The following is a 21938-nucleotide window of genomic DNA, read 5'->3' on the forward strand; positions in this document are numbered from 1 at the left end:
TCAGCTCTCGCGCCGCTCGAAGTCGATGCGGGGGTCGACCAGCGTATAGGTGAAATCGGAGACGATGCTGGTCAGCAGCCCGATCAGCGAGAACAGATAGAGCGTGCCGAAGATGATCGGATAATCCCGCTTCTCCGCCGCCTGAAAGCCGAGCAGCCCCAGCCCGTCGAGGGAGAAGATCACCTCGGTCAGCAGCGACGAGGTGAAGAGGATGCCGATGAAGGCGGCGGGAAAGCCGGCGATGACGATCAGCATGGCGTTGCGAAAGACATGCCGGTAGAGGATGCGCCCCTCGCCGAGGCCCTTGGCCCGGGCGGTCACGACATATTGCTTGTTGATCTCGTCGAGGAAGGAATTCTTGGTCAGCAGGGTCAGGGTGGCGAAGCCGCCGATCACCATGGACAGCACGGGCAGCGCCATGTGCCAGGCGTAGTCGCCGATCTTCTGCCACAGGCCAAGATCGTGGAAATTGTCCGAGACGAGGCCGCGCAAGGGAAAGATCGACCAGAAGCTGCCGCCGGCGAAAAAGACGATGAGCAGCACGGCGACGAGGAAGGATGGCACGGCATAGCCGAGCACGATGGCGCCCGAGGTCCAGACGTCGAAACGGCTGCCGTCCCGCACCGCCTTGGCGATGCCGAGTGGGATCGAGATGAAATAGACGAGGAGGGTGGTCCACAGGCCGAGGGAAATCGACACCGGCAGCTTGTCGAGCACAAGGTCGATCACCGGCCGGGCCTGGAAGAAACTGGTGCCGAGGTCGAAGCGCAGGTAGTCGCCCGCCATCTTCACGAAACGCTCGCCCAGCGACTTGTCGTAACCGAACTGGACCTCCAGCTCCTTGATGAACTGGGGATCGAGGCCGCGCGCGCCGCGATAGCGGCTGTCGCCCCCGCCACCCGCGCCCCCGCCGCCCAGCGTCTCCGCCCCGCCCGAGGACAGGCGGCCCTGCAGGGCGCTGTCGGACGAGGTGTAACGCGCCATGACCTGTTCCAGCGGGCCGCCGGGGGCGAGCTGGATGACCATGAAATTGATCAGCATGATGCCGAACAGCGTCGGCACGATCAGCAGCAGGCGGCGCAGCAGATAGATGCCCATCAGGGGGTTACCCCGGCGTCGATGGCGGCGCTGCGCGCGGGGTCGAACCACCAGGTGTCGACCACGCCGAGGTCGTAGACGGGCGCGGTGGCCGGCCGGCCGAAACGGTCCCACCAGGCGATGGTGCGATTGCTCTTGTACCATTGCGGGATGATGTAGTCGTTCCACATCACCACCCGGTCGAGGGCATGGGCCGCGGTCATGTAGTCGGGCCGGCTTTCGGCGCCGACCATGCGCTCGATCAGCATGTCGACCACCGGGTCCTTGATCCCGGACAGGTTCAGGCTGCCCGGCGCGTCGGCATTGGCCGAGCCCCAGAGGTCGCGCAGTTCCGTGGTCGGCGTGGCGCCGAGGGCGAAACGCTGGGAGATCACGTCGTAATCGAAATTCTGCCGGCGCAGTTGGTAGGAGGTCTGGTCGACCTCGCGGTAGCGGGCGGTGAAGCCGAGGCGTTGCAGATTCTGCACGAAGGGCTGGAAGATGCGCGCCATCACCGGCTCGTCGCTCAGCACTTCGATCTCGAAGGGCTCGCCCGCCGCGTTCACCAGCTTGCCGTCGCTGACGGTCCAGCCCGCCGCGGCCAGCAGGTCGCGCGCCGCCTTCAGCCGGTCGCGGATATTGCCGCTGCCGTCGGTCGCGGCGGGGGCATAGGGGCCGCCGAAGACCGCGTCCGGGATGTGACCCCGATACATCTCGAGGATGGCGAGTTCGGCCGAACTCGGCCAGCCGTGGGCGGCCAGCACCGAATTCTCGAAGATCGAGGCCATGCGCGAATAGGCGCCATAGAACAGCGCCTTGTTCGACCATTCGAAATCGAAGGCGAGGCCGATGGCCCGGCGCACCCGCACATCCTGGAATTTCTCGCGCCGCAGGTTCAGGAAGAAGGCCTGGATGCCGGTCGGCCGCTCGTCCGCCACTTCGCCGCGCTTGATGAAGCCCTTGTCGAAGGCGGGGCCGGCATAGCCGGTCGCCCACAGGCGCGAGGTGAATTCCTCGCGGAAGTCCGAGGCGCCGGCCTTGAAGGCCTCGAAGTCGATGTCGCGGTCGCGGTAATAGTCGATCGAGATGCGGTCGAAGTTATAGCGGCCCCGATTCACGTTCAGGTCGCGCGCCCAGTAATCGTCCCGCCGCTCGAAGGCGATGCTGCGCCCGGCCTCGACCTTCGCGACGCGGTAGGGGCCGGAGCCGGGCAGGGGCTCCAGCCCCGGCTGGTCGAGATCGTGGGCCGAGAGAAAGGCGGCGGGCAGCACCGGCATGGTGGCGATGGCGATGGGCAGGGTGCGCAGGTTCTTCGCCGCGAAACGCACGATCACCGTCGCCGGGTCCGGCGTCTCGATGGCGGCGATGTCGGACAGGCGCTGGCGCCAGCTGGGATCGCCCTTGTCGCGCAGGGCCTGCCAGGTCGCGGCGACGTCGGCCGAGGTGACCGGGCTTTCGTCGGCGAAACGCGCTTGCCCACGCAGGCGGAAGGTGACGGTGGAGAAATCGGCGGTGACGTCGATGCTCTCGGCCAGCAGGCCATAGAACGAATCGGGCTCGTCGCTGCTCGCCACCATCAGGCTGTCGGTGGTCAGCTCGGTGCCCTGCACGGCGACGCCGCGCACGATATAGGGATTGAGCGAATCGAAGGTGCCGAGGGCGGACAGGTTGAGCCGCCCGCCCTTGGGTGCCTGCGGGTCGACATAGTCGAAATGCCCGAAATCGGGAGCGTATTTCACGTCCCCGAACGGCGAAAAGGCGGGCCTTGGATCGGCCAGCGCGGGGCCGGCGGCAACCAGAAGCAGGGCCGCGGCGCGGGCCAGGCGAAGGATCGGGCTAAGCATGTCGCCGGGATGATAGCAATCAACCGCCCGCAGGGAAGCCTATCCCTTCAGGGCCGCGGCTTTCGCGTCGTCGTACCACCAGGTGTCGGGGAAGCCGGCGGCATAGCGGGGCTTGGTTTCCGGCCGGCCGAAGCGGTCCCAGACGGCGATGCGGTCGACGGTGATGTGCCATTGCGGCACGACGAAATAGCCCCAGCACAGCACCCGGTCGAGGGCGCGGCAGGCGGCGACCAGGGCGGCGCGGTCTTCGGCGAAGATCACCTTGTCGATCAGGGCGTCGACGACGGGGTCCTTGATGCCGATCAGATTGCGGCTGCCCTTTTCGTCGGCGGCGAGGCTGCCCCAGAATTCCCGCTGCTCGTTGCCGGGCGACAGGGACTGGGGGAAGGTGCCGACGACGATATCGAAATCGAAATTGTTCACCCGGTCGACATATTGCGGCGGATCGACGGTGCGAATCGCCGCGGTGATGCCCAGGAGGCCGAGATTGGCGATGAAGGGTGTCGTCACCCGCTCGAAGGTGACGTCGTCCATCAGGAATTCGAGGGTAAAGGGCGTGCCGTCCGGCGCCACCAGCTTCTTGTCGACGACCTTGCCGCCGGCCTCGGCCAGCAGTTTCTTCGCCTCGACCAGCAGCTTGCGGTCCTGGCCTGAGCCGTCGCTGACCGGCGCGGTCCAGGCCGGGCCGAAGACTTCCGGCGGCAGGCGGTCGCGGAACGGCTCCAGCAGGGCCAGTTCGGCCGGGCCGGGTTCGCCGCTCGCCGCCAGTTCGGAATTGGCGAAGAAGGATTGGGTCCGCGTATAGGCGCCGTAGAACAGCGCCTTGTTCGACCATTCGAAATCGAAGGCGAGGCCGAGGGCGCGGCGCACCCGGGCATCGCGCAGCAGGGGCTTGCGGGTGTTCAGGACGAAAGCCTGCATCCCGGCCGGGGTCTCGTCCGGCAATTCCAGCTTCAGCACCTTGCCGTCGCGCACCGCCGGAAAATCATAGGCGGTGGCCCAGACCCGGGCCACGCGCTCGATCCGGACGTCGAGGGCGCCGGCCTTGAAGGCCTCGAGATTGGCGGTCTCGTCGCGGAAATAGTCGTAGCGCAGGCGCGCGAAATTGTTGCGGCCGACGTTGACGTTCAGCGCCGCGCCCCAGTAATCCGCCACCCGCTCGAGGGTCAGGCTGCGCCCCGCCTCGACCGTGCCGATGCGGTAAGGGCCATTGCCCAGCGGCACGTCGAGCGAGGGCCGGGTGAAATCCCGCCCTTCCCAGTAATGCCGGGGCAGCACGGCGAGCTGGCCCATGATCAGCGGCAATTCGCGATTGCCGGTCGTATCGAAGGTGAAGCGCACGCCGGTCGTGCCCGCGGTCTCGACCTTGGCGACATTGGCGTAATAGCTGCGATAGAAGGGGTGGCCCTTGGTCTTCAGTGTCTCGAAGCTGAAGACGACATCGTCGGCGGTGACCGGCGTGCCGTCGTGGAAACGCGCTTCCTTGCGAAGCTCGTAGGCGACGAAGGAACGGTCCGGCGCGACCTCGATGGCTTCCGCCAGCAGGCCGTATTCCGAGAAAGGCTCGTCCTGCGCCTGCAGCGTCAGCGTGTCGTAGATCGAGCCGCTGCCGGCGGCGGGATCGCCCAGCACGATGAAGGGGTTCAGCGAATCGAAACTGCCGAGCACGCCCTGGCGCAATTCGCCGCCCTTGGGGGCATCGGCACGCACGAAATCGAAGCGCGGAAAGCCGGGCGGGTATTTCAGGTCGCCATGCATGGCGATGCCGTGCAGGCCGGCGGCCTGCGCCCACGCCCGAGGCAACGAAAAGGCCCCCGCGAAGGGGGCCATCCCGAGGGTGGCCAGCAGGTGGCGACGCGAAATCATCGACGCCTCCCGCCGGTCAGGAGCCCGATCAGGGCAGCGGCACCGGCGAATCGGCCTGGGCGCGCAGATAGGCGATCAGGTCGGCACGGTCCTGCGGCTTCTTCAAGCCGGCGAAGCCCATCTTGGTGCCCGGGACATAGTCCTTGGGGCTGCGCAGGAATTCGTACAGCGCCGAATATTCCCACATGCCGGGCTTGGCCTTCATCGCGTCGGAATAGGCGAAGCCTTCCATATGCGCGTGCTTGTTGCCGACGATGCCCCAGAGATTCGGGCCGACCTTGGCGGCGCCGCCCTTGTCGATCGAATGGCACGAGGCGCATTTCGCGAACTGCTTCTGGCCATTCTCGGCCGAAGCCGTGGCGAGCAGCTGCTCGATCGGCGGATCCTGCGGCGTTTCCGCCGCGGCCGCCACGGCTTCACCGCCGCCACCACCTTCCGTCTCCACGCCTTCGACGACGTAGACCGGCTTTTCCAGGTGCTTCGGCGACACCAGGGCGTCACCGACATTACTGATAATCAGAAGCGCCAGCACGCCGCCAAGAACGGCACCAGCAATCTTGTTGATCTCGAAGGAATCCATGTGCCCTCGTCCCCTCCGTCCGGGACAGACGTGCCCCGACAGGCGCGCGGAGATTAGCCGCTTCCAAGCAAAAGGCGCAACCCGTATAAGGTCGCGCGATCGCTTCGGAAACTGACGGCAAGACGCGCGATGTTCGCCGTGTCATGTTGCCGCAGGCCCGGCGCCTTGCCAATAGCGGCTTGCCCGCGCGAAGTAACCGGCCAGAGACATGAATTCCTCCATCGTCGTCATCCCCGCCCGCATGGCGTCGACCCGCCTGCCGGGCAAGCCGCTCAGCCTCATCGACGGCGTGCCCATGATCGTCCAGGTCTGGCGCCGGGCGATGGAGGCCGAGGTCGGCCCCGTGGTCGTCGCCGCCGCCGAAGCCGAGATCGTCGCCGCGGTCGAGGCGGCGGGCGGCGTCGCCGTGCTGACCGATCCCGCGCATCCGTCCGGCTCCGACCGCATCTTCGAGGCGCTGAAGCGCGCCGATCCCGAGGGCAAGGCCGACATCGTCGTCAATGTGCAGGGCGATCTGCCGACCATCGACCCCGCCGTGATTCGCGCCGCCCTCCGCCCGCTAGCCGATTCGGCCGTCGACATCGCCACCCTCGCCGCGGAAATCCGCGTCGAGGAAGAGCGCACCAATCCCAATGTGGTGAAGGCCGTCGTCGCCTGGGCGGGCGATTCCGGCATCGGCCGCGCGCTCTATTTCACCCGGGCGACCGCGCCTTATGGCGCCGGCCCCCATTTCCACCACATCGGTCTTTATGCCTATCGCCGGCCGGCGCTGGCCCGATTCGTCGGCCTGCCGCCCTCGCCGCTCGAGCAGCGCGAGAAGCTGGAACAGCTGCGCGCGCTTGAGGCCGGGATGCGCATCGACGTCGTCGCCGTCGACACGGTGCCCCTCGGCGTCGATACGCCGGAAGACCTGGCGCGGGCCCGCGCCATCATCGAAGGCCAGCGTTGAATGACTTACGATCCCGCGCGCGTCGGTAATTCGGTCGTCGCCTATCAGGGCGCGCCCGCCGCCTTTTCCCACCAGGCGCTGCGCGAGCTGTTCCCGCAGGCGGTGCCGCTGCCCTGTCCGACCTTCGACGAGGCGCTGAGCGCGATCAAGGACGGCCGGGCGGATTACGGCGTCATCCCGATCGAGAACACGCTGGCCGGCCGCGTCGCCGACATCCACCAGCTGCTGCCGGGGGCCAATCTCTATATCGTCGGCGAATATTTCCTGCGCATCCGCCACCAGCTGCTGGCACCCCGGGGCGCGACCCTGGCCGGGCTGAAGACGGTGCACAGCCATCAGATGGCGCTGGCCCAATGCCGCAAATTCTGGCTGGAACATCACCTGACGCCGGTTGTGCACGACGATACCGCGGGCGCCGCGCGCGATGTCGCGACCTGGAATGACCCGACCGTCGCCGCCATCGCCTCCAGCCTCGCCGCCGATATCTATGGTCTCGACACGGTCGCCGCCAATATCGAGGACGCGGCGCATAACACCACGCGCTTCATCATCCTCTCGCGCGAGCGGGACGATCCGCCGCCGGGCGCGCCGACCATCACCACCTTCGTGTTCCGGGTGCGCAACGTGCCGGCCGCGCTCTACAAGGCGATGGGCGGCTTCGCCACCAATGGCATCAACATGACGAAGCTCGAGTCCTATCAGATCGGCGGCAGCTTCACGGCGACCCAGTTCTATGCCGATATCGAAGGCCATCCGGCCGACCGCTCGGTCCGCCTCGCCTTCGAGGAACTGGCCTTCTTCTCGACCGACGTGAAGATTCTCGGCAGCTATCCGGCCCATCCCTTCAGGAAGCGGGAAGGCGGCGTCTGACGTCCTGACGCTTGATCGGAGCGGGGCGGGAACCCACATGAGGGTCATCCGAAACCGCCCCTGTTCCTGAAAGGGAGTCTGCCTTGGGCTACGCGCGTACCGCCCTTCTTCTTGCCGCGATGACCGGCCTTTTCCTTGCCGTCGGCTGGCTGGTCGGCGGACAGAGTGGCCTTGTCATCGCCTTCCTGCTGGCGCTCGGCATGAATGCCTTCGCCTACTGGAATTCCGACAAGATGGTGCTGTCGATGTATGGCGCGCGCGAGGTTGGCGCCGGGGAGGCGGCACGCCTTCACGCCATCGTCGGTCGGCTGGCCGACAACGCCGGCCTGCCCATGCCCCGGGTCTATGTCATCGACAATCCGCAGCCCAACGCCTTCGCCACCGGACGTGATCCGCAACATGCCGCCGTCGCCGCGACCACCGGCCTGCTTGAGCTTCTCAGCGAGGAAGAGGTCGCGGGGGTGATGGCCCATGAACTCGCCCATGTGAAGAACCGCGACACGCTGACCATGACGATCACGGCGACCATCGCCGGCGCCATCGGCATGTTGGCCAATTTCGCCATGTTCTTCGGCATGTCCCGGTCCGACGACGAACGGGACAACGGCATGGGCGCCATCGGCGGTCTCCTCGTCGCGCTGTTCGCGCCGCTGGCGGCCGCGCTGGTGCAATTCGCCATCTCGCGCAGCCGCGAATACGAGGCCGACCGCATCGGCGCGGAAATCTGTGGCCGGCCGCTGTGGCTGGCGTCGGCCCTTGCCCGGCTGTCGGCCGGGGCGGAGCGGGTGGAGAACCGGGCGGCCGAGGCGCATCCCGCGACCGCCCATCTCTTTATCGTCAACCCGCTGCATGGCCGTGCTATGGATGGACTCTTCACCACCCATCCGCGGATGGAAAACCGGATCGAGCGCCTGCGCCGCATGGCGATCGAGAAGGGGCAGACGGGGCCCTGGAGTTGACGACTGAATCATCCGCCGCGAACGCGGCCGGTAGCGAACATTCGGCCGCGAACGCCGCCCATGCCGGCCTCGCCGCGCGTTTCGCCGCTCTCGGCCTGATCGAGGCGGTGATCGCCCGGGGCCAGCCGCTGGACGATGCGGTCGATCAGGCTGGCGCCCTCGACAGGCTGGCGCCGCGCGACCGCGCCTTCGCCCATGCCCTCGCCGCCGCCGCCGTGCGCTCCTGGGGTTTCCTGCTGGCGGTTCTCGACCGCTGCCTCGACCGCCCGGGCAGCCATCTGCCGGACCGGCTGCGGGCGATTCTGGCGCTGGGCGCCGCGCAACTGCTGATCCTCGACGTGCCGGCCCATGCCGCCGTCGGCGCCACGGTCGAACTGGTCGACGGCAAGCTCTCCAAGCTGAAGGGCCTCGCCAATGCCGTGCTGCGCCGGATGGAGCGGGAAAAGGCCGGTCTGCTGGCGCAGGTCGACCGGGGCCGCGCCTCGACCCCCGACTGGCTGTTCGAGGGCTGGGTGAAGGCTTACGGCGCGGAGGCCGCCGCTGCGATCGCCGCCGCCCATCAGGTGGAACCGCCCCTCGACCTTACGCTGAAACCCGGGCTCGATGCCGGCGACTGGGCTGCCCGCCTCGGCGCCGCCGTGCTGCCCACCGGCTCCCTTCGCCTGACGGGCGCGGGGCGCATCGCCGATCTGCCGGGCTTCGCCGAAGGCGCCTGGTGGGTGCAGGACGCCGCCGCCGCCCTGCCGGCCCGCCTGCTGAACCCGGCGCCGGGCAGCGCGGTCGTCGATCTCTGCGCCGCGCCCGGCGGTAAGACCGCCCAGCTGGCGGCACTGGGCGCCCTGGTGACCGCGGTCGATCAGGCGCGCGGGCGCATCAATCGCCTGCGCGAGAATCTGACCCGCCTGAAGCTGGAAGCGGAAACGGTGGTGGCCGATGTCGCCGCCTGGCAGCCGGCGGAGAAAGTGCCCTTCGTCCTCCTCGACGCGCCCTGTTCCGCGACCGGCACCCTGCGCCGCAATCCCGATATCGCCCTGCACCGCACACCCGAGGAAATCCGCGAATTGGGCCGGGTCCAGCTGCGCCTCTTGCGCGCGGCGGTGCAGATGCTGGCGCCCGGCGGCACGCTGGTCTTCTGTACCTGTTCGATCGAGCCGCGCGAGGGCCCGGAGGCGATCGAGGCCCTGCTGGCCGCGGGCGCGCCCCTGCGCCGCGTGCCGATTTCCCCTGCGGAAGTGCCGGGCCTCGAGACGGCGATCACGCCTGCCGGCGATCTTCGCACCCTGCCCAGCCATTGGCCCGAGGCGGGCGGCATCGACGGTTTCTTCGTCAGTCGCCTGACCCGCGTCTGACCGGTTGGCAACCCGGCCCATAGCTGTTACGAGCAGAAGATGCAGCAGACGATTCGCATAGCCCCGTCGATTCTCTCGGCCGATTTCGCGCGCCTGGGCGAGGAGATTCGCGCCATGGATGCGGCGGGTGCCGACTATATCCATGTCGACGTGATGGACGGGCATTTCGTGCCCAATATCACCATCGGCCCGTCGGTGGTCGCGGCCCTGCGCCCCCACACGAAAAAGCCGTTCGACGTCCATCTGATGATCTCGCCGGTCGATCCCTTCATCGAAGGCTTCGCCAAGGCGGGCGCCGACATCATCTCCCTGCATCCGGAGGCCGGGCCGCACCTGCACCGCACCCTGCAGACGATCAAGTCGCATGGCGTGAAAGCCGGCGTCGTGCTCAACCCGGCGACGCCCATCAGCGCGGTCGAGACGGTGATCGACATGGTCGACCTCATCCTCGTCATGTCGGTGAATCCGGGCTTCGGCGGCCAGTCCTTCATCACCAGCCAGCTCGACAAGATCCGGGCCCTGCGCAAGCTGATCGACGGCACCGGCCGGACCATCGACCTCGAAGTCGACGGCGGCATCAATCTCGAGACGGCGCCCCTTGCCATCGCGGCAGGCGCGGACGTCCTGGTGGCCGGAACCGCCAGCTTCACCGGCGGCCCCGCCGCCTATGCCGCCAACATCGAAAAACTGCGCGGCGGCGCGTAGGGCCCCGTGATGGCGACCGGGGCTGCGGGCATGGAAGCACCTGACCCCAGAACCGAAGCGGTCGGGCCGACCACCCATGCGACCCTGCCGGGCCTGCCGCCCGCCTGGACCAAGCGTACAGTCCTGCGCGCCAAGGCCGGGGCCGCCCTGCGCCGGCTGCGCCTGAAACTGGCGGGCTCGCGCCTGTCGGTCGCGACCCTCGGCCGGGCACCGTCGGCGGTCGCCCTCAATGTTCAGCCCGATCCCTTTCCCGGTTCGGTCGACGAGGCGAATGCCCTGTTCCAGGGGCGTTATCGCTTCGCCGGGCAATTGCTGCTGTCGCCGCATCAGACCCCCTGGACCCTGGGCGGTGCCAGCGCGGAGTGGCAGGAGGCGCTGCACGATTTCCACTGGCTGCGCCATTTCTCGGCCGCAGGCGGCGATGCTGCCGGCCGTCAGGCCCGGATGCTGCTGGACGGCTGGCTGAAACGCTACGGCCGCTTCGATGCCCATTGGTGGCGACCGGACCTTGCCGGACGCCGGGTCATGGCCTGGGTCAGCCATCTGCCGCTGTTGCTCGACGGCGCCGATCTGCCCTTGCGCGAGGCGCTGCTCGAATCCCTGGTGCGCCATCTGCGCTACCTCGGCCGGACCGACAAGGGCATGGCGCCGGGGCCGGGCAAGGTGGTGGCGCTGGTTGGCCTCGCCCTCGGCAATCTTGCCCTGGGGCAATGGGGCCGGCCGCTGGCGCGGTCGCTGCGCCGGCTCGACGATGCGCTCTCCGGCCTTGTCCTGCCCGACGGCGGCCTGCCCAGCCGCAATCCGAGCGATCATCTCGCCGTGCTCGAAGCCCTGGTGCGGATGCGCGAGGCGCTGGCCGCCGCCGGCCAGATGCCGAGCGTGGCCTTTACCCGCGCCCTCGACCGGCTGGCGCCGGCCCTGCGCTTCTTCCGCCTCGGCGATGGCCGGCTGGCCAGCTTCAATGGCGGCCGGCCGGGCGATATCGCCCGGATCGAACAGGTGCTGGCGCTGGCCGCGCCACGCGGCAAGGCGCCCGGCCGCCTGCCGCATATCGGCTACGAACGGGTCGAGGGGCGGCGTTTCGCGCTGATCGTGGATGTGGGCGCGCCGCCGCCGCCGGGCCACGCCGCCGAGGCCCATACGGCGCCGCTCGCCTTCGAGATGAGTTCCGGCCGCGACCGGCTGATCGTCTCCTGCGGCGCCGCGCCCGGCCTCGACGAGAACTGGCAGCGGGTCGGCCGCTCCACCGCTGCCCATTCGACCCTGACCCTCGACGACCAGAATGCCTGGGTCTCGGTCGCCGATTTCGACATCGGCCTGCGGCCGAGCCTGCCCGCCATGGTCACCACCGCGACCCGCAACGAGGCGGACGGCCAGGTCTGGATCGAGGCCAGCCATTCGGGCTATGGCCCCCGCCTCGGTCTCGTGCATCGGCGGGCACTGTGGCTCGATCCCGAAGGCGGCGAAATCCGGGGCGAAGACCGGATCGAGCCGCGCGGACGGACGCCGGGGCGCAGCCTCGCCTTCGCCTTGCGTTTCCACCTCGCCCCCGATGTTCGCGCCAGCCTGACCGGTGACGGCACGGGCATCCTGCTGCGCACGCCCGGCGGCGATGGCTGGCAATTCCGCGCCCTCGGCGGTCATCTCGCGCTCGAGGAATCGGTTTCCATCGCCAATCCCGGGCCGCCTCGCCGCGCCGAGCAGATGGTGGTCGGCGGTTCGCTCGACGCCGGGCGCGTGGTGCTGCGCTGGGGGCTCAAACGGCTCGACGCCAAGGCCTGAGATTTTTGCTGCGTCGCGGCGCTCCCATGCGTATTGGGCAATTGACGTTCGCGGGGTTGAAACCGATATTGGGGAAAATGCTTCCATATTGGTGGAAAATTGTGCGTCCACATGCTCGTTCGCGGACCCAATATTGCGCTGGACCATGAAGCCCTCGGGCTGCGACTGATCGCCGAAGTCGATCGCTGCTCTCGCTATTACCGGTCACTGTCGCTCATTCGTTTCGATTATCACGGGCTTGTCGCCGGTTATGCCAATGGCGAACCCGTGGACGCCGTCGCGGCCATCCTGCGACCGTCGGATACGGTCGCCAAGCTGGGCGATTCACGCTATTGCGTGCTCGCGCCTGAAAGCCCGGTCGAGGTCGGCCGCCTCATCGCCGAGAGGATCTGGCGCTGGGCGCAGGAACGGCCGGCGCCGGGACAGGCCCTGCCGGATCCGGCCATGGCCCTGTCCTTCGGCATCGCCGGCTTCGAGGGCCGGCATGACAGTGCCCTCGACATCTATGCCAGGGCGGGGTCGGCCCTGTCCTATGCCGTCGGCCAGGGCGGCAACCGTATCGCCATCATGATGCGGGGCGGTCTGATGTCGGTCAGCGGGCTTTCGCCGGAAGTCTGATCCGGCCCTGCGACAACGCGGCCCTGATGTGTGCGCATCGAGGCTTGCGGCCGGCGCGCTTTGCCGTATTGTGCGCGGTCGCATCTCCGGGCGGGCCGTCCGGCTGTGCGATTACCTCACGATCTTTAAGGACTTGACCACGATGGGTTGGAAAGTCGCCGTCGTCGGCGCGACCGGGCAGGTCGGCCGCGAAATGTTGAACATCCTTGCCGAACGTCAGTTTCCCGCTGACGAGGTGGTGGCGCTCGCGTCGCCCAAATCCATCGGCACCGAGGTTTCCTACGGCGAGACTACCCTGAAGGTCAAATCCCTCGAGGATTACGATTTCCGCGGCACCGACATCGCACTGTTCTCGGCCGGCGGCTCCGTCTCGGCCAAATGGGCGCCGAAGGTGGCGGCGGCCGGCGCGGTCGTGATCGACAATTCCTCGCATTTCCGCATGGAGCCGGGCGTTCCCCTGGTCGTGCCGGAAGTGAACGCGGGCGCGCTGGCGGGCTATGCCAAGAAGAACATCATCGCCAATCCGAACTGCTCGACCGCGCAGCTCGTCGTCGCGCTGAAGCCGCTGCATGACTTCGCGAAGATCCGCCGCGTCGTCGTCTCGACCTATCAGTCGGTCTCGGGCGCCGGCAACAAGGGCATGGACGAGCTCTTCAACCAGACCAAGGCGCTCTATGTGAACGACACGGTCGAGCCGAAGAAGTTCCCCAAGCAGATCGCCTTCAACGTGATCCCGCATATCGACGTCTTCATGGACGACGGTTTCACCAAGGAAGAGTGGAAGATGACCGCGGAGACGCGGAAAATCCTCGATCCCGACATCAATCTGGTCGCGACCTGCGTGCGCGTGCCGGTCTTCGTCGGCCATTCGGAATCGGTGAACATCGAGTTCGAAAACCCGATCACCGTCGATCAGGCGCGGGAAATCCTGCGCGAGGCGCCGGGCCTGATGGTCGTCGACCGTCATGAGGACGGCGGCTATATCACCCCGCTCGAATGCGTGGGCGATTACGCCACCTTCGTCTCGCGCATCCGCCGCGATCCGACCGTGCCGGACGGCAAGGGCCTCGCCCTGTGGTGCGTCTCGGACAATCTGCGCAAGGGCGCGGCGCTGAACGCCGTGCAGATCGCGGAAATCCTGATCGCGCGCCACCTGAAGAAGGCGGCCTGAGCCTGAACGGACGATTTGAGGCCCCCGGCGCGAGCCGGGGGCCTTTTTCGTTTCAGGCCTGCCCCGCGCCGACGCCCGGCAGATCCCTTTCCCAATAGGGCAGGTCGCCGAAGGCCGCCCGCAGATGTTCGGCGAGGGCTCGCAGCTTGGCCGAGGGATTTCGGCCTTCCGGATGGGCCATGTGGATGAATTCGGCTTCCGGCCGATGGCCGACGTCGATGGCGACCAGGCGGCCGGCGGCGATATCGGGCCCGGCGATGAAACTGGGCAGCAAGGCGATGCCGAGACCCGCAAGGGCTGAATCGCGCATCATGTCGCCGTTGTTGACGATCAGGGCGGGGCGCGGCCGGATCGTCATGGCCCCATCCGGGGTCTCGAACCGCCAGTCGGCGACGCCCCGGTGGGTGTAGAGAATGCCCCGGTGCTCCTCGAGCTGGGCGAGGGTGCTTGGCACGCCATGGCGCCGCAGATAGTCCGGGGCGGCGACCAGAAAGCGCCGGCTCGGCGCCAGGACCCAGGCGACCAGTCGTGTATCGGCGATGGCCCCGTTGCGGATGATGGCGTCATAGCCGCCCGCCAGCGGGTCGACCCGGCGGTCGTCCATGTCGAGCGTCAGCTCGAGGTCCGGGTGGCGCGCCAGGAAAGGATAGAGCGCGGGGCCAAGATGCATCCGCCCGAAGGTGACCGGCGCCGCGATCCGCACCGGCCCGGCGAGGGTGCCGCGCCGCTCCGCCATGTCGGACTTGGCCTCGTCGATTTCGCGCATGACCCGGCGGGCCCGCTCGAGCAGGGCGGTGCCGTCGTCGGTCAGGGTCAGCTTGCGGGTGGTTCGTCGCAGCAGGGTTCCGCCCAGGGCCTTTTCGAGTTCGGCCAGTCTTTCGCTGACCACGGATTTCGACAGCCGCAGGCGCCGCGCCGCCTCGCTGATCGAGCCGCCCTCGACCACGGCGACGAAGGCGTTCAGCCCTTCCAATCGAATCATCGTTCGGAATTCCCGGATTTAAGTTCCAATATCTGCTCACTATTCCGAACGAAGGCCTAGCGCCATCTTCTGCCCATCGACAGGGGGCGGCTCCGCCGTCCCGGCAAACTTCAGGAGATGGACATGAACCGCCTAGCCAACAAAGTCGCGATCATTACCGGGGCCAGCGCCGGCATCGGCCGGGCGACCGCCCGGCTCTTCGCCGCAGAAGGAGCCAAGCTTGTTGTCGGCGCCCGCCGTCAGGCCGAACTCGACACGCTGGTCGGCGACATCCGGGCGGCGGGCGGCGAGGCGGTGGCACTGGCCGGCGACGTGCGCGACGAAGCCTATCAGGCGGCGCTGGTCGCCACCGCCGTCCAGCATTTCGGCCGCCTCGACATCGCGTTCAACAATGCCGGCATCCTCGGTGAAGGCGGGCCGAGCACGGCGGTTTCCGAAGCGGGCTTCAGCGAGGCGCTGGCGGTCAACCTGACGGCATCCTTCCTGGGCGCCAAGCACCAGATCGCGGAGATGGTGAAGGGGGGCGGGGGTTCGGTGATCTTCACCTCCACCTTCATCGGCTACAGTTTGTCGTTCCCGGGCGTCGCCGCCTATGCCGCCAGCAAGTCCGGCCTGATCGGCCTCACCCAGGCGCTGGCGGCCGAATTCGGCCCGGGGAACATTCGCGTGAATGCGATCCTGCCCGGTGCCGTCGATACCGACATGTATCGCGGCATGAACGATACCGCCGACAAGCAAGCCTTCATCGGCAGTCTGCACGCCCTGAAACGGGTGGCAAAGCCCGAGGAACTCGCGCGTTCGGTGCTCTATCTTGCCTCCGATGATTCGAGTTTCGTCACCGGAACGGCGTCCCTCGTCGACGGCGGCGTGTCGATCACAAGGGCCTGAGGCGGGGGGCCGTCGCCCGGCGGGCAAGCTGAATTTTCTTCAGTTGCGATGAAAGGACTCTTGACCGCGACCGTTAATCCTTTGGAAGGTGTGACAAGGTGACGCTGTCGTCATCGGCGGTGTCGCCCCTTCGGCGCATCGCGGGCCCCGGCCGTCGCCGGGGCCGGTGGAGGGAAACGGTTCGATCATGAGTCTCGCAGCCAACCTTCAGCGTCTTGCCCTCGGCGGCCTGTCCCAGGTCTCCGCCCCGGTGCTGGCGCAGGTCACCAACATCCGGCCCGCGGTCATCGAGGGCAAGCGCCTGCACCCGCAACTCCAGGCTTTCGCCGCCATCCAGCGCAAGCTGTTTCCCGTGCACCGGATGCCGGTCGAACAGTCGCGCGGCATGTATCGCATGGCGATGCGCAATTTCGCCGTCGCGCCCAAGCGCATGGCCCTGATCGAGGAACTGGCGATCCCGGGCGAACTCGGCCTGGTGCGGGCGCGACTGTTCGTGCCGCCCGGCCTGTCGACGCCGCTGCCGCTCACGGTCTATTTCCATGGCGGCGGCTTCGTGCTCGGCGATGTCGCGGGCTATGACAGTACCTGCCGCCATATCGCCGACAAGGCGCGCTGCGCCGTGTTGTCGGTCGATTACCGGCTGGCCCCGGAACATCCGATGCCGGCGGCGGTGATCGACGCGGGCGCGGTCTGGCGCTACCTCCTGTCCCACGGCAAGCAGATGGGCATCGACACGCGCCGCATGGCGGTCGCCGGGGATTCGGCCGGCGGTCTTTTGTCGGCCATGGTCGCGCAGATGGCACGGGATGCAGACGTGCAGGCGCCCTGCCACCAGCTGCTGATCTATCCGGCGACGGACGGGCGCATGAACACCCGTTCCGCCCAGCTCTATGCCAAGGGCTTCATCCTTGAAAAAAAGCTGACCGACTGGTTCCGCGCCCATACGGCGGGGGGCCTGAGCGACGACGAGTTGCATCACGTCATGCCGATCAATGCCGCGCGTTTCGACGGGCTCGCCCCGGCGACCGTCGTCGTCGCCGGCTTCGACCCGCTCTATGACGAGGGCATGGATTACGCGGCCAGGCTGCGCGATGCCGGCGTGCCGGTAGAAATCCACGACCACCCCGACATGCTGCATGGCTTCCTGACCTTCACCGGCACCGTGCTGCGCGCCCGTCAGGCGCTGGACCAGGCCATCGCTTCCCTGCACCGGGCGCTGTGGTCCGGTCACACCCTGACGGCCCCGGCGCGGCCGCGCGCGGTGATGGTGCCGCATTCGGTCTGATCAGGCCGATAGACGGGCGATGATTTCGGCGAGGGTGTCGATGGCCTGACGCCGGGTCATGCCCGGCGGCGGCGCGAGGATGGAATCCAGCACCGCCGCCTGCATCATCGCCGTCAGCTGGAAGGCGGCGGCTTCCGGGTGGCGGAAACCGCCATCGCCCAGCTGGTCGCTGTAGATGCGGCCGGCGAGGGCGAGCAGGCGGCCGCGCATGGTGCCGACCGCCGGCACGTCACGCAGGAAGGGCACTTCGTAGTTCAGCGCGCGCAGCAGGCCGGCGCGGCGGTCGATCGTGTCGTAAAGCACTTCGGCGATGCGCGCCGGTCCGATGGCATGGCCCAGCAGGCCCCGGCCGAAATCGGCCAGAATCTCCGCCACCGTGTGTTCGACCACGAGGGCGACGATGGCCTCCTTGCCCGGAAAATACTGATAGATCGAGCCGATGCTGACGCCCGCCCGCTCGGCGATGTGGTTCGTCGTCAGCGCGGCATAGCCGCTTTCGGCCAGAAGCTGAGCCGTCGCCGTCAGCACCGCCTCCACCGTGGCCTGCGAGCGGCCCTGGGCAGGCTGCTTTTTCATCGCAAGATCAGGGGCTTGGCTCAAGGCGGCGGGCTTTCGTCAAGGGGGCGGCGCATATAAGTAGATGTGAATAATTGCTCATATACAATGGGAGAAAATCGGGAGGCAAAACAATATGACCGGCAAGGCTGATATCCCCGCGACACCGACGCGCTGGCGCGATCCGGACCACGATCCGGCGCCCTGGACGCTGCATCTGACCCGGCATTTCGGCGCGCCTTCCGCCGACCCTTTACGCCGGGCGGCGGTTCGCGCCGGCCTCTCCCGGGGCGATGCCGAGGCCGATGCCCTGGTCGAGTGGATGGCGGCGGAAAAGGGCAGGGGCTGGCGCCTGTTCGACCAGGCCCTGACCGAGGGCATCGAGCGGATCGAGGCGCCCGCGCCGGCCCTTGCCGCCTTCTTCGCCCAGATCGACCGCCGGCCGGACTGGGTGCGGGACGATCTGCTGCGCCTTGGCTGTCAGGCCGCGCTTTCGGTTGGGCCCTTGCTGCGCTATGCCCTCGGCTCGGGCACGCTCATGGTCGGTTATTGCTCGAGCGCCATCGCCCGGGTGCTGATGATGACCGGGGCGCTGGGCGACCGCGCCTACAAGCGGCTGGAGGAGACGGGCAAATTCGCCGTCGACATCTTCGCCTCGGGCACCGTCGGGCGCCATTCCGCCGGCTTCGCCTCGGCCGTGCGGGTGCGGGTGATGCACGCCATGGTGCGCCGGTCGGTCAGCCGCGATCCGCGCTGGCGGGCGGACGACTGGGGCCTGCCGGTCAACCAGGCGGACATGTCGGCGACCGCGCTCGCCTTTTCCCTCGGCATGGTCGGGCCGCTGATCGACCTCGGCGTCCAGCTGACGGCGCAGGAAAAGGAGGGGATCGTCCATCTCTGGCGCTATGTCGGCTATATCATGGGGGTGGAGGAAGACCTGCTGCCGGATTCCTATGCCCAGGCCTCGGCGCTGTTCAGCCTGCTCGTCCGTTCCCAGCCCGATGCCGACGACGACAGCCGGGCGCTGTCGGTCGCGCTGCTCGGCGCCGGGCGGGAGGCGCTGGCCGGCCTGCCCCAGCCTTGGGGGCGCTGGCTGGCCGATCTCGATGCCGCGGCCTATGCCGGGGTCTCGCGCCATATCATCGGCCGGGCGGCGGCCGATACCCTCGGCCTGCCGGACACCGGCTGGCGTGTTCTGCCGAAGCTGATGCGCCCCGCCATCGTGGCGGCCAACGGCCTGCGCCGCATTGGCCCCGCGCGCAAGGGTTTCGCCAGCCTTCGGCTGCGGCAGCTGGAAGCCCAGATTGCCCGCGCCTTCAAGAGCCGCAAGGCCCCCTTCGAGACCGGCGAGGGCAGCCCGCTCGAAGGGCGCAGCCGGGTCCTCTGATCTCCGGAAAGCGGAAGGCCGCCGCCCCTTGCCGGGCGGCGGCCTTCCCCCTCCTGACCGAGCCGGCACTCAGTGGAGGGACTTCAGCCAGTGATCGACCTCGCGTTCGGCCGCCTCGCGGGTCCGGCCATAACGCTCCTGGATGCGGCCGATCAGCTGGTCCTTGCGGCCTTCGGCCCGGGTCAGGTCGTCGTCGGTGAGTTCGCCCCACTTCTCCTTGATCAGACCTTTGGTGTGCTTCCAGTTGCCTTTCACGGTGTCCCAATTCATGGCGTCACTCCTTTCGGTGGCGGATCGGTTGCGGGCTGGGGTCAGTTCAGGACGACTTCGGGCATCGCCTTCAGCTGATCCTTCGAGGCCGCGACCTTCACCGTCAGCGCGCCGTCCTCGTCCGGCGTCACCGTCAGATCGGCGAGCGCGATGGCGACCAGCTTGTCGCCGACACCGAGGAAGCCGCCGACCGAGACGATGGCCGTGCTGACCTTGTTGTCGCTGCCGATCACGAGATCGGTCACTTCACCCACGTCCTCGCCCGCGGCATTGGTGACGTCGGCGCCGATCAGCGCGCCGGCCCGGATGTCGGTGGCGGACGCCGCGGGGGCCGCGGTCTCGCCCGCCGGGGCGGCGAGGGGCGCCTCGCTGGTCGCGCGCGGCGGCGACATGGTGCCTTCCTGGGCGAGGGCGGGCACGGTCGCGCCGGCCAGAATGGCGGTCAGGGCGACGGCGGTCAGGGTCTTGTTCATGGCATTCTCCTTCGTCATTCATCGACCGCAGGAGTGCGGTCGTGTCTGGACGCGCATGAGGGCGCGCCGTTCACGTCGGCCCCGTGATGAATTGTTCGGGCGCCGGATGATGATGTGGGGCATTGTGCTGCCCACGGATAAGTAAATCGGGGAATGGACGAAAGGTTCCCTGCGGCAGGGATTTGACCGAAAATCGAATTGTTGGTGAAATCAGGCCAGAATAAGGCGCGATATCGGGGCCTTGTTCTCGACGCAATTCATGCCGGGGTGCGAATGCTTGCCGGACCCCGGGGGTGCCGCCGCCTCGACATCGCGGCCGCCGGAAATCGGGCGATGCGCGGACTCGATTTGACAAGAGGCGCGCTTTCGATCATGTTCCCGCATCTTCGACGAAGTTTCGTGTTTCGTCGCGCCTACGGGCGTCCGCCGGTCAGCGAATGTTCGCCCGCCGGCGCCCTTGGTGTTTGTGCAGAGGACAGCTGGTCAGCGCATGTTTGAGAGCCTTTCCGATCGTCTTTCCGATGTCTTCGGTCGCCTGACCAAAAAGGGCGCGCTGACCGATTCCGACGTCGCCGAGGCGATGCGCGAAGTCCGCCTCGCCCTGCTCGAGGCCGACGTCGCCCTGCCCGTGGTCAAGGACTTCGTCGCCGCCGTCAAGGAAAAGGCGATCGGTCAGGATGTCGTCCGCTCGGTCACCCCGGGCCAGATGGTCATCAAGATCGTGCACGACCATCTGGTCGAAGTGCTGGGCGGCGCGGACGGCGCCACCGACATCGACCTGAACGCCGTGCCGCCGGTGCCGATCATGATGGTCGGCCTGCAGGGCTCGGGCAAGACCACGACCACCGCCAAGATCGCCTATCGCCTGACCAACCGGGACAAGAAGAAAGTCCTGATGGCCTCGCTCGACGTGCGCCGCCCGGCCGCGCAGGAGCAGCTGAAGGTCCTCGGCGAGCAGGCGGGTGTCGCCACCCTGCCGATCATCGCCGGCCAGAGCCCGGTCGACATCGCCAAGCGTGCCCTGACCGCCGCCCGTCTCCAGGGCTTCGACGTCGTCATCCTCGACACCGCCGGCCGCCTGCACATCGACGAAGCGCTGATGCAGGAGATCGAGGCAGTCAAGCGCGAGACGAACCCGCATGAAGTCATGCTGGTCGCCGACAGCCTGACCGGCCAGGACGCGGTCACCGTCGCCAAGCAGTTCCACGACCGTATCGGCCTGACCGGCATCGCGCTCACCCGCGTCGACGGCGACGGCCGCGGCGGCGCGGCCCTGTCGATGCGCGCCGTCACTGGCGTTCCGCTGAAGCTGATGGGCCTTGGCGAAAAGATCGACGCCCTCGAGGTCTTCCACGCCGACCGTATCGCCAACCGCATCCTCGGCATGGGCGACATCGTCTCCCTGGTCGAGAAGGCGGCGGAGACCATCGACCAGCAGGAAGCCGAGAAGATGGCGGCCAAGCTGGCGAAGGGGACGTTCGATCTGGACGATCTCGCCAACCAGCTGCGCCAGATGCGCAAGATGGGCGGGATGCAGGGCATGTTGGCGATGCTGCCCGGCGTCGCCAAGATGAAGGACCAGCTGGCCAAGGCCAATATCGACGACAAGGCGATCAAGCGCCAGGAAGCGATCATTTCCTCGATGACGCCGAAGGAGCGCAAGAATCCCCAGATCATCCAGGCGAAGCGCAAGGTCCGCATCGCCAAGGGTTCCGGCACCTCGGTGCAGGATGTGAACAAGCTGCTGAAGCAGCATCAGCAGATGGCCGACATGATGAAGCGCATGGCCAAGCTCGGCAAGAAGGGCCTCATGCGCGGCGGTCTCGGCGCCCTCTTCGGCGGTGGCGGCGGCATGCCCCCCGGCGGTTTCGGTGGCCCCGGCGGGGGATTCCCGCCCGGCGGCTTCAAGTGATCCTACAGAACCAACCTATCGAATAGACGAGAGAAGGAACCTCATATGTCCGTTTCCATTCGCCTGTCGCGCGGCGGTGCCAAGAAGCGTCCCTACTACCGCATCGTGGTCGCCAACAGCCGCTCGCCCCGCGACGGTCGCTTCATCGAGCGTCTCGGCACCTACAATCCGCTGGTGCCGCAGGACCACGCCGAGCGCCTGACCCTGAACGAAGAGCGCGTGAAGTACTGGCTCGCCCAGGGCGCCCAGCCGACCGAGCGCGTCGCCAAGTTCCTTGGCTACAAGGGTCTGATCCCGGCCCCGGCGATCGTCGAGAGCCCGAAGAAGTCCGCCCCGAAGGCGAAGGCGCAGGAACGCGCCAAGGCCGCGGCCGAAGCCGCCGCCGCCGCCGCCGAGGCGTAAGCTCTAAAAGACCG

General features: G+C 67.8%; 21 protein-coding genes. 13 read left to right on the forward strand and 8 right to left on the reverse strand.

Annotated elements, in window-relative coordinates; all coding sequences use genetic code 11:
• Genes DKG74_RS15120 through DKG74_RS15135 form a run of 4 tightly spaced genes read right to left on the reverse strand, consistent with a single transcriptional unit; the run spans position 1 to position 5367 of the window.
• On the reverse strand, positions 1-1098 hold the full coding sequence (locus DKG74_RS15120) for a microcin C ABC transporter permease YejB (protein WP_109907012.1): 1098 nt from the start codon (positions 1096-1098) through the stop codon (positions 1-3).
• Positions 1098-2921, reverse strand: a complete 1824-nt coding sequence (locus tag DKG74_RS15125; protein ID WP_109907013.1) for an extracellular solute-binding protein — start codon at positions 2919-2921, stop codon at positions 1098-1100. Before DKG74_RS15125 ends, DKG74_RS15120 begins: the two co-directional genes overlap by 1 nt.
• Positions 2922-2960: 39 nt before the next feature.
• A complete protein-coding gene (locus tag DKG74_RS15130; RefSeq protein WP_109907014.1) occupies positions 2961-4787 on the reverse strand; it encodes an extracellular solute-binding protein in 1827 nt (608 codons plus the stop codon).
• Positions 4788-4815: 28 nt separating this feature from the next.
• Entirely contained in the window at positions 4816-5367 is a 552-nt protein-coding gene (locus DKG74_RS15135; RefSeq protein WP_109907015.1) for a c-type cytochrome, read from the reverse strand.
• Positions 5368-5575: 208 nt separating this feature from the next.
• Here DKG74_RS15135 and DKG74_RS15140 point away from each other — a divergent pair, with 208 nt between their 5' ends.
• From DKG74_RS15140 to DKG74_RS15175, 8 genes are all read left to right on the forward strand, one after another.
• Positions 5576-6316 carry a 3-deoxy-manno-octulosonate cytidylyltransferase gene (locus tag DKG74_RS15140; RefSeq protein ID WP_109907016.1) on the forward strand — a complete coding sequence of 247 codons (741 nt, stop codon included), beginning with the start codon at positions 5576-5578 and terminating at the stop codon, positions 6314-6316.
• Positions 6317-7186 (forward strand): prephenate dehydratase, encoded by an 870-nt coding sequence (locus DKG74_RS15145; protein WP_109907017.1) that lies wholly within the window; start codon positions 6317-6319, stop codon positions 7184-7186. It abuts the gene before it with no gap.
• 83 nt (positions 7187-7269) lie between these two features.
• Positions 7270-8145, forward strand: a complete 876-nt coding sequence (htpX, locus tag DKG74_RS15150) for a zinc metalloprotease HtpX (protein ID WP_109907018.1) — start codon at positions 7270-7272, stop codon at positions 8143-8145.
• Complete coding sequence (locus DKG74_RS15155; RefSeq protein WP_109907019.1) at positions 8142-9494, forward strand: RsmB/NOP family class I SAM-dependent RNA methyltransferase; 1353 nt, start codon at positions 8142-8144, stop codon at positions 9492-9494. The genes htpX and DKG74_RS15155 overlap by 4 nt, the downstream gene beginning before the upstream one ends.
• Before the next feature lie 39 nt (positions 9495-9533).
• Positions 9534-10199 (forward strand): ribulose-phosphate 3-epimerase, encoded by a 666-nt coding sequence (gene rpe / locus DKG74_RS15160; protein WP_109907020.1) that lies wholly within the window; start codon positions 9534-9536, stop codon positions 10197-10199.
• Positions 10200-10229: 30 nt separating this feature from the next.
• Positions 10230-11981 (forward strand): heparinase II/III family protein, encoded by a 1752-nt coding sequence (locus DKG74_RS15165; protein WP_165837713.1) that lies wholly within the window; start codon positions 10230-10232, stop codon positions 11979-11981.
• A gap of 111 nt (positions 11982-12092) precedes the next feature.
• Complete coding sequence (locus DKG74_RS15170; protein WP_109907022.1) at positions 12093-12599, forward strand: diguanylate cyclase domain-containing protein; 507 nt, start codon at positions 12093-12095, stop codon at positions 12597-12599.
• A gap of 142 nt (positions 12600-12741) precedes the next feature.
• Entirely contained in the window at positions 12742-13770 is a 1029-nt protein-coding gene (locus DKG74_RS15175) for an aspartate-semialdehyde dehydrogenase (protein ID WP_109907023.1), read from the forward strand.
• A 52-nt stretch (positions 13771-13822) separates the two neighbouring features.
• Here the strand turns inward: DKG74_RS15175 and DKG74_RS15180 are convergent, their stop codons facing one another.
• Entirely contained in the window at positions 13823-14752 is a 930-nt protein-coding gene (locus DKG74_RS15180; RefSeq protein WP_109907024.1) for a LysR family transcriptional regulator, read from the reverse strand.
• Positions 14753-14875: 123 nt separating this feature from the next.
• On the opposite strand from DKG74_RS15180, the gene DKG74_RS15185 reads away from it, so the two are divergent.
• Together DKG74_RS15185 and DKG74_RS15190 are read left to right on the forward strand one after the other, a co-directional pair.
• Complete coding sequence (locus DKG74_RS15185; protein WP_109907122.1) at positions 14876-15640, forward strand: SDR family oxidoreductase; 765 nt, start codon at positions 14876-14878, stop codon at positions 15638-15640.
• Positions 15641-15827: 187 nt separating this feature from the next.
• Positions 15828-16925, forward strand: a complete 1098-nt coding sequence (locus tag DKG74_RS15190) for an alpha/beta hydrolase (RefSeq protein WP_133251605.1) — start codon at positions 15828-15830, stop codon at positions 16923-16925.
• Here DKG74_RS15190 and DKG74_RS22075 read toward each other — a convergent pair whose 3' ends face one another.
• On the reverse strand, positions 16926-17501 hold the full coding sequence (locus tag DKG74_RS22075; RefSeq protein WP_109907026.1) for a TetR/AcrR family transcriptional regulator: 576 nt from the start codon (positions 17499-17501) through the stop codon (positions 16926-16928).
• A 115-nt stretch (positions 17502-17616) separates the two neighbouring features.
• Between DKG74_RS22075 and DKG74_RS15200 the strand changes: the two genes are divergently transcribed.
• A complete protein-coding gene (locus DKG74_RS15200) occupies positions 17617-18867 on the forward strand; it encodes an oxygenase MpaB family protein (protein ID WP_109907027.1) in 1251 nt (416 codons plus the stop codon).
• A gap of 69 nt (positions 18868-18936) precedes the next feature.
• Here the strand turns inward: DKG74_RS15200 and DKG74_RS15205 are convergent, their stop codons facing one another.
• Both DKG74_RS15205 and DKG74_RS15210 read right to left on the reverse strand, forming a co-directional pair.
• Positions 18937-19137 carry a CsbD family protein gene (locus DKG74_RS15205; protein WP_109907028.1) on the reverse strand — a complete coding sequence of 67 codons (201 nt, stop codon included), beginning with the start codon at positions 19135-19137 and terminating at the stop codon, positions 18937-18939.
• 41 nt (positions 19138-19178) lie between these two features.
• Positions 19179-19610 (reverse strand): PRC-barrel domain-containing protein, encoded by a 432-nt coding sequence (locus DKG74_RS15210; RefSeq protein WP_133251606.1) that lies wholly within the window; start codon positions 19608-19610, stop codon positions 19179-19181.
• 490 nt (positions 19611-20100) lie between these two features.
• Between DKG74_RS15210 and ffh the strand changes: the two genes are divergently transcribed.
• Together ffh and rpsP are read left to right on the forward strand one after the other, a co-directional pair.
• A complete protein-coding gene (gene ffh, locus DKG74_RS15215; RefSeq protein WP_109907030.1) occupies positions 20101-21522 on the forward strand; it encodes a signal recognition particle protein in 1422 nt (473 codons plus the stop codon).
• A gap of 45 nt (positions 21523-21567) precedes the next feature.
• Positions 21568-21924: a 30S ribosomal protein S16 gene (gene rpsP / locus DKG74_RS15220; protein ID WP_109907031.1), complete on the forward strand. Its 357-nt coding sequence runs from the start codon at positions 21568-21570 to the stop codon at positions 21922-21924.
• Positions 21925-21938 lie beyond the last annotated feature (14 nt).

Origin of the sequence: Zavarzinia aquatilis, from assembly GCF_003173035.1 — a bacterium.
Lineage (GTDB): Bacteria > Pseudomonadota > Alphaproteobacteria > Zavarziniales > Zavarziniaceae > Zavarzinia > Zavarzinia aquatilis.

What these genes read in the sequence shown, in the direction of transcription:
- rpe (WP_109907020.1), top strand. Translation starts at nt 9,534, where the DNA reads ATGCAGCAGACGATTCGCATAGCCCCGTCGATTCTCTCGGCCGATTTC.
- DKG74_RS15205 (WP_109907028.1), bottom strand. Translation starts at nt 19,137, where the DNA reads ATGAATTGGGACACCGTGAAAGGCAACTGGAAGCACACCAAAGGTCTG.
- DKG74_RS15185 (WP_109907122.1), top strand. Translation starts at nt 14,876, where the DNA reads ATGAACCGCCTAGCCAACAAAGTCGCGATCATTACCGGGGCCAGCGCC.
- DKG74_RS15175 (WP_109907023.1), top strand. Translation starts at nt 12,742, where the DNA reads ATGGGTTGGAAAGTCGCCGTCGTCGGCGCGACCGGGCAGGTCGGCCGC.
- DKG74_RS15120 (WP_109907012.1), bottom strand. Translation starts at nt 1,098, where the DNA reads ATGGGCATCTATCTGCTGCGCCGCCTGCTGCTGATCGTGCCGACGCTG.
- DKG74_RS15140 (WP_109907016.1), top strand. Translation starts at nt 5,576, where the DNA reads ATGAATTCCTCCATCGTCGTCATCCCCGCCCGCATGGCGTCGACCCGC.
- DKG74_RS15170 (WP_109907022.1), top strand. Translation starts at nt 12,093, where the DNA reads ATGCTCGTTCGCGGACCCAATATTGCGCTGGACCATGAAGCCCTCGGG.
- rpsP (WP_109907031.1), top strand. Translation starts at nt 21,568, where the DNA reads ATGTCCGTTTCCATTCGCCTGTCGCGCGGCGGTGCCAAGAAGCGTCCC.
- DKG74_RS15200 (WP_109907027.1), top strand. Translation starts at nt 17,617, where the DNA reads ATGACCGGCAAGGCTGATATCCCCGCGACACCGACGCGCTGGCGCGAT.
- ffh (WP_109907030.1), top strand. Translation starts at nt 20,101, where the DNA reads ATGTTTGAGAGCCTTTCCGATCGTCTTTCCGATGTCTTCGGTCGCCTG.
- DKG74_RS15210 (WP_133251606.1), bottom strand. Translation starts at nt 19,610, where the DNA reads ATGAACAAGACCCTGACCGCCGTCGCCCTGACCGCCATTCTGGCCGGC.
- DKG74_RS15135 (WP_109907015.1), bottom strand. Translation starts at nt 5,367, where the DNA reads ATGGATTCCTTCGAGATCAACAAGATTGCTGGTGCCGTTCTTGGCGGC.
- DKG74_RS15165 (WP_165837713.1), top strand. Translation starts at nt 10,230, where the DNA reads ATGGAAGCACCTGACCCCAGAACCGAAGCGGTCGGGCCGACCACCCAT.
- DKG74_RS22075 (WP_109907026.1), bottom strand. Translation starts at nt 17,501, where the DNA reads ATGAAAAAGCAGCCTGCCCAGGGCCGCTCGCAGGCCACGGTGGAGGCG.
- DKG74_RS15130 (WP_109907014.1), bottom strand. Translation starts at nt 4,787, where the DNA reads ATGATTTCGCGTCGCCACCTGCTGGCCACCCTCGGGATGGCCCCCTTC.
- DKG74_RS15180 (WP_109907024.1), bottom strand. Translation starts at nt 14,752, where the DNA reads ATGATTCGATTGGAAGGGCTGAACGCCTTCGTCGCCGTGGTCGAGGGC.
- DKG74_RS15190 (WP_133251605.1), top strand. Translation starts at nt 15,828, where the DNA reads ATGAGTCTCGCAGCCAACCTTCAGCGTCTTGCCCTCGGCGGCCTGTCC.
- DKG74_RS15125 (WP_109907013.1), bottom strand. Translation starts at nt 2,921, where the DNA reads ATGCTTAGCCCGATCCTTCGCCTGGCCCGCGCCGCGGCCCTGCTTCTG.
- DKG74_RS15145 (WP_109907017.1), top strand. Translation starts at nt 6,317, where the DNA reads ATGACTTACGATCCCGCGCGCGTCGGTAATTCGGTCGTCGCCTATCAG.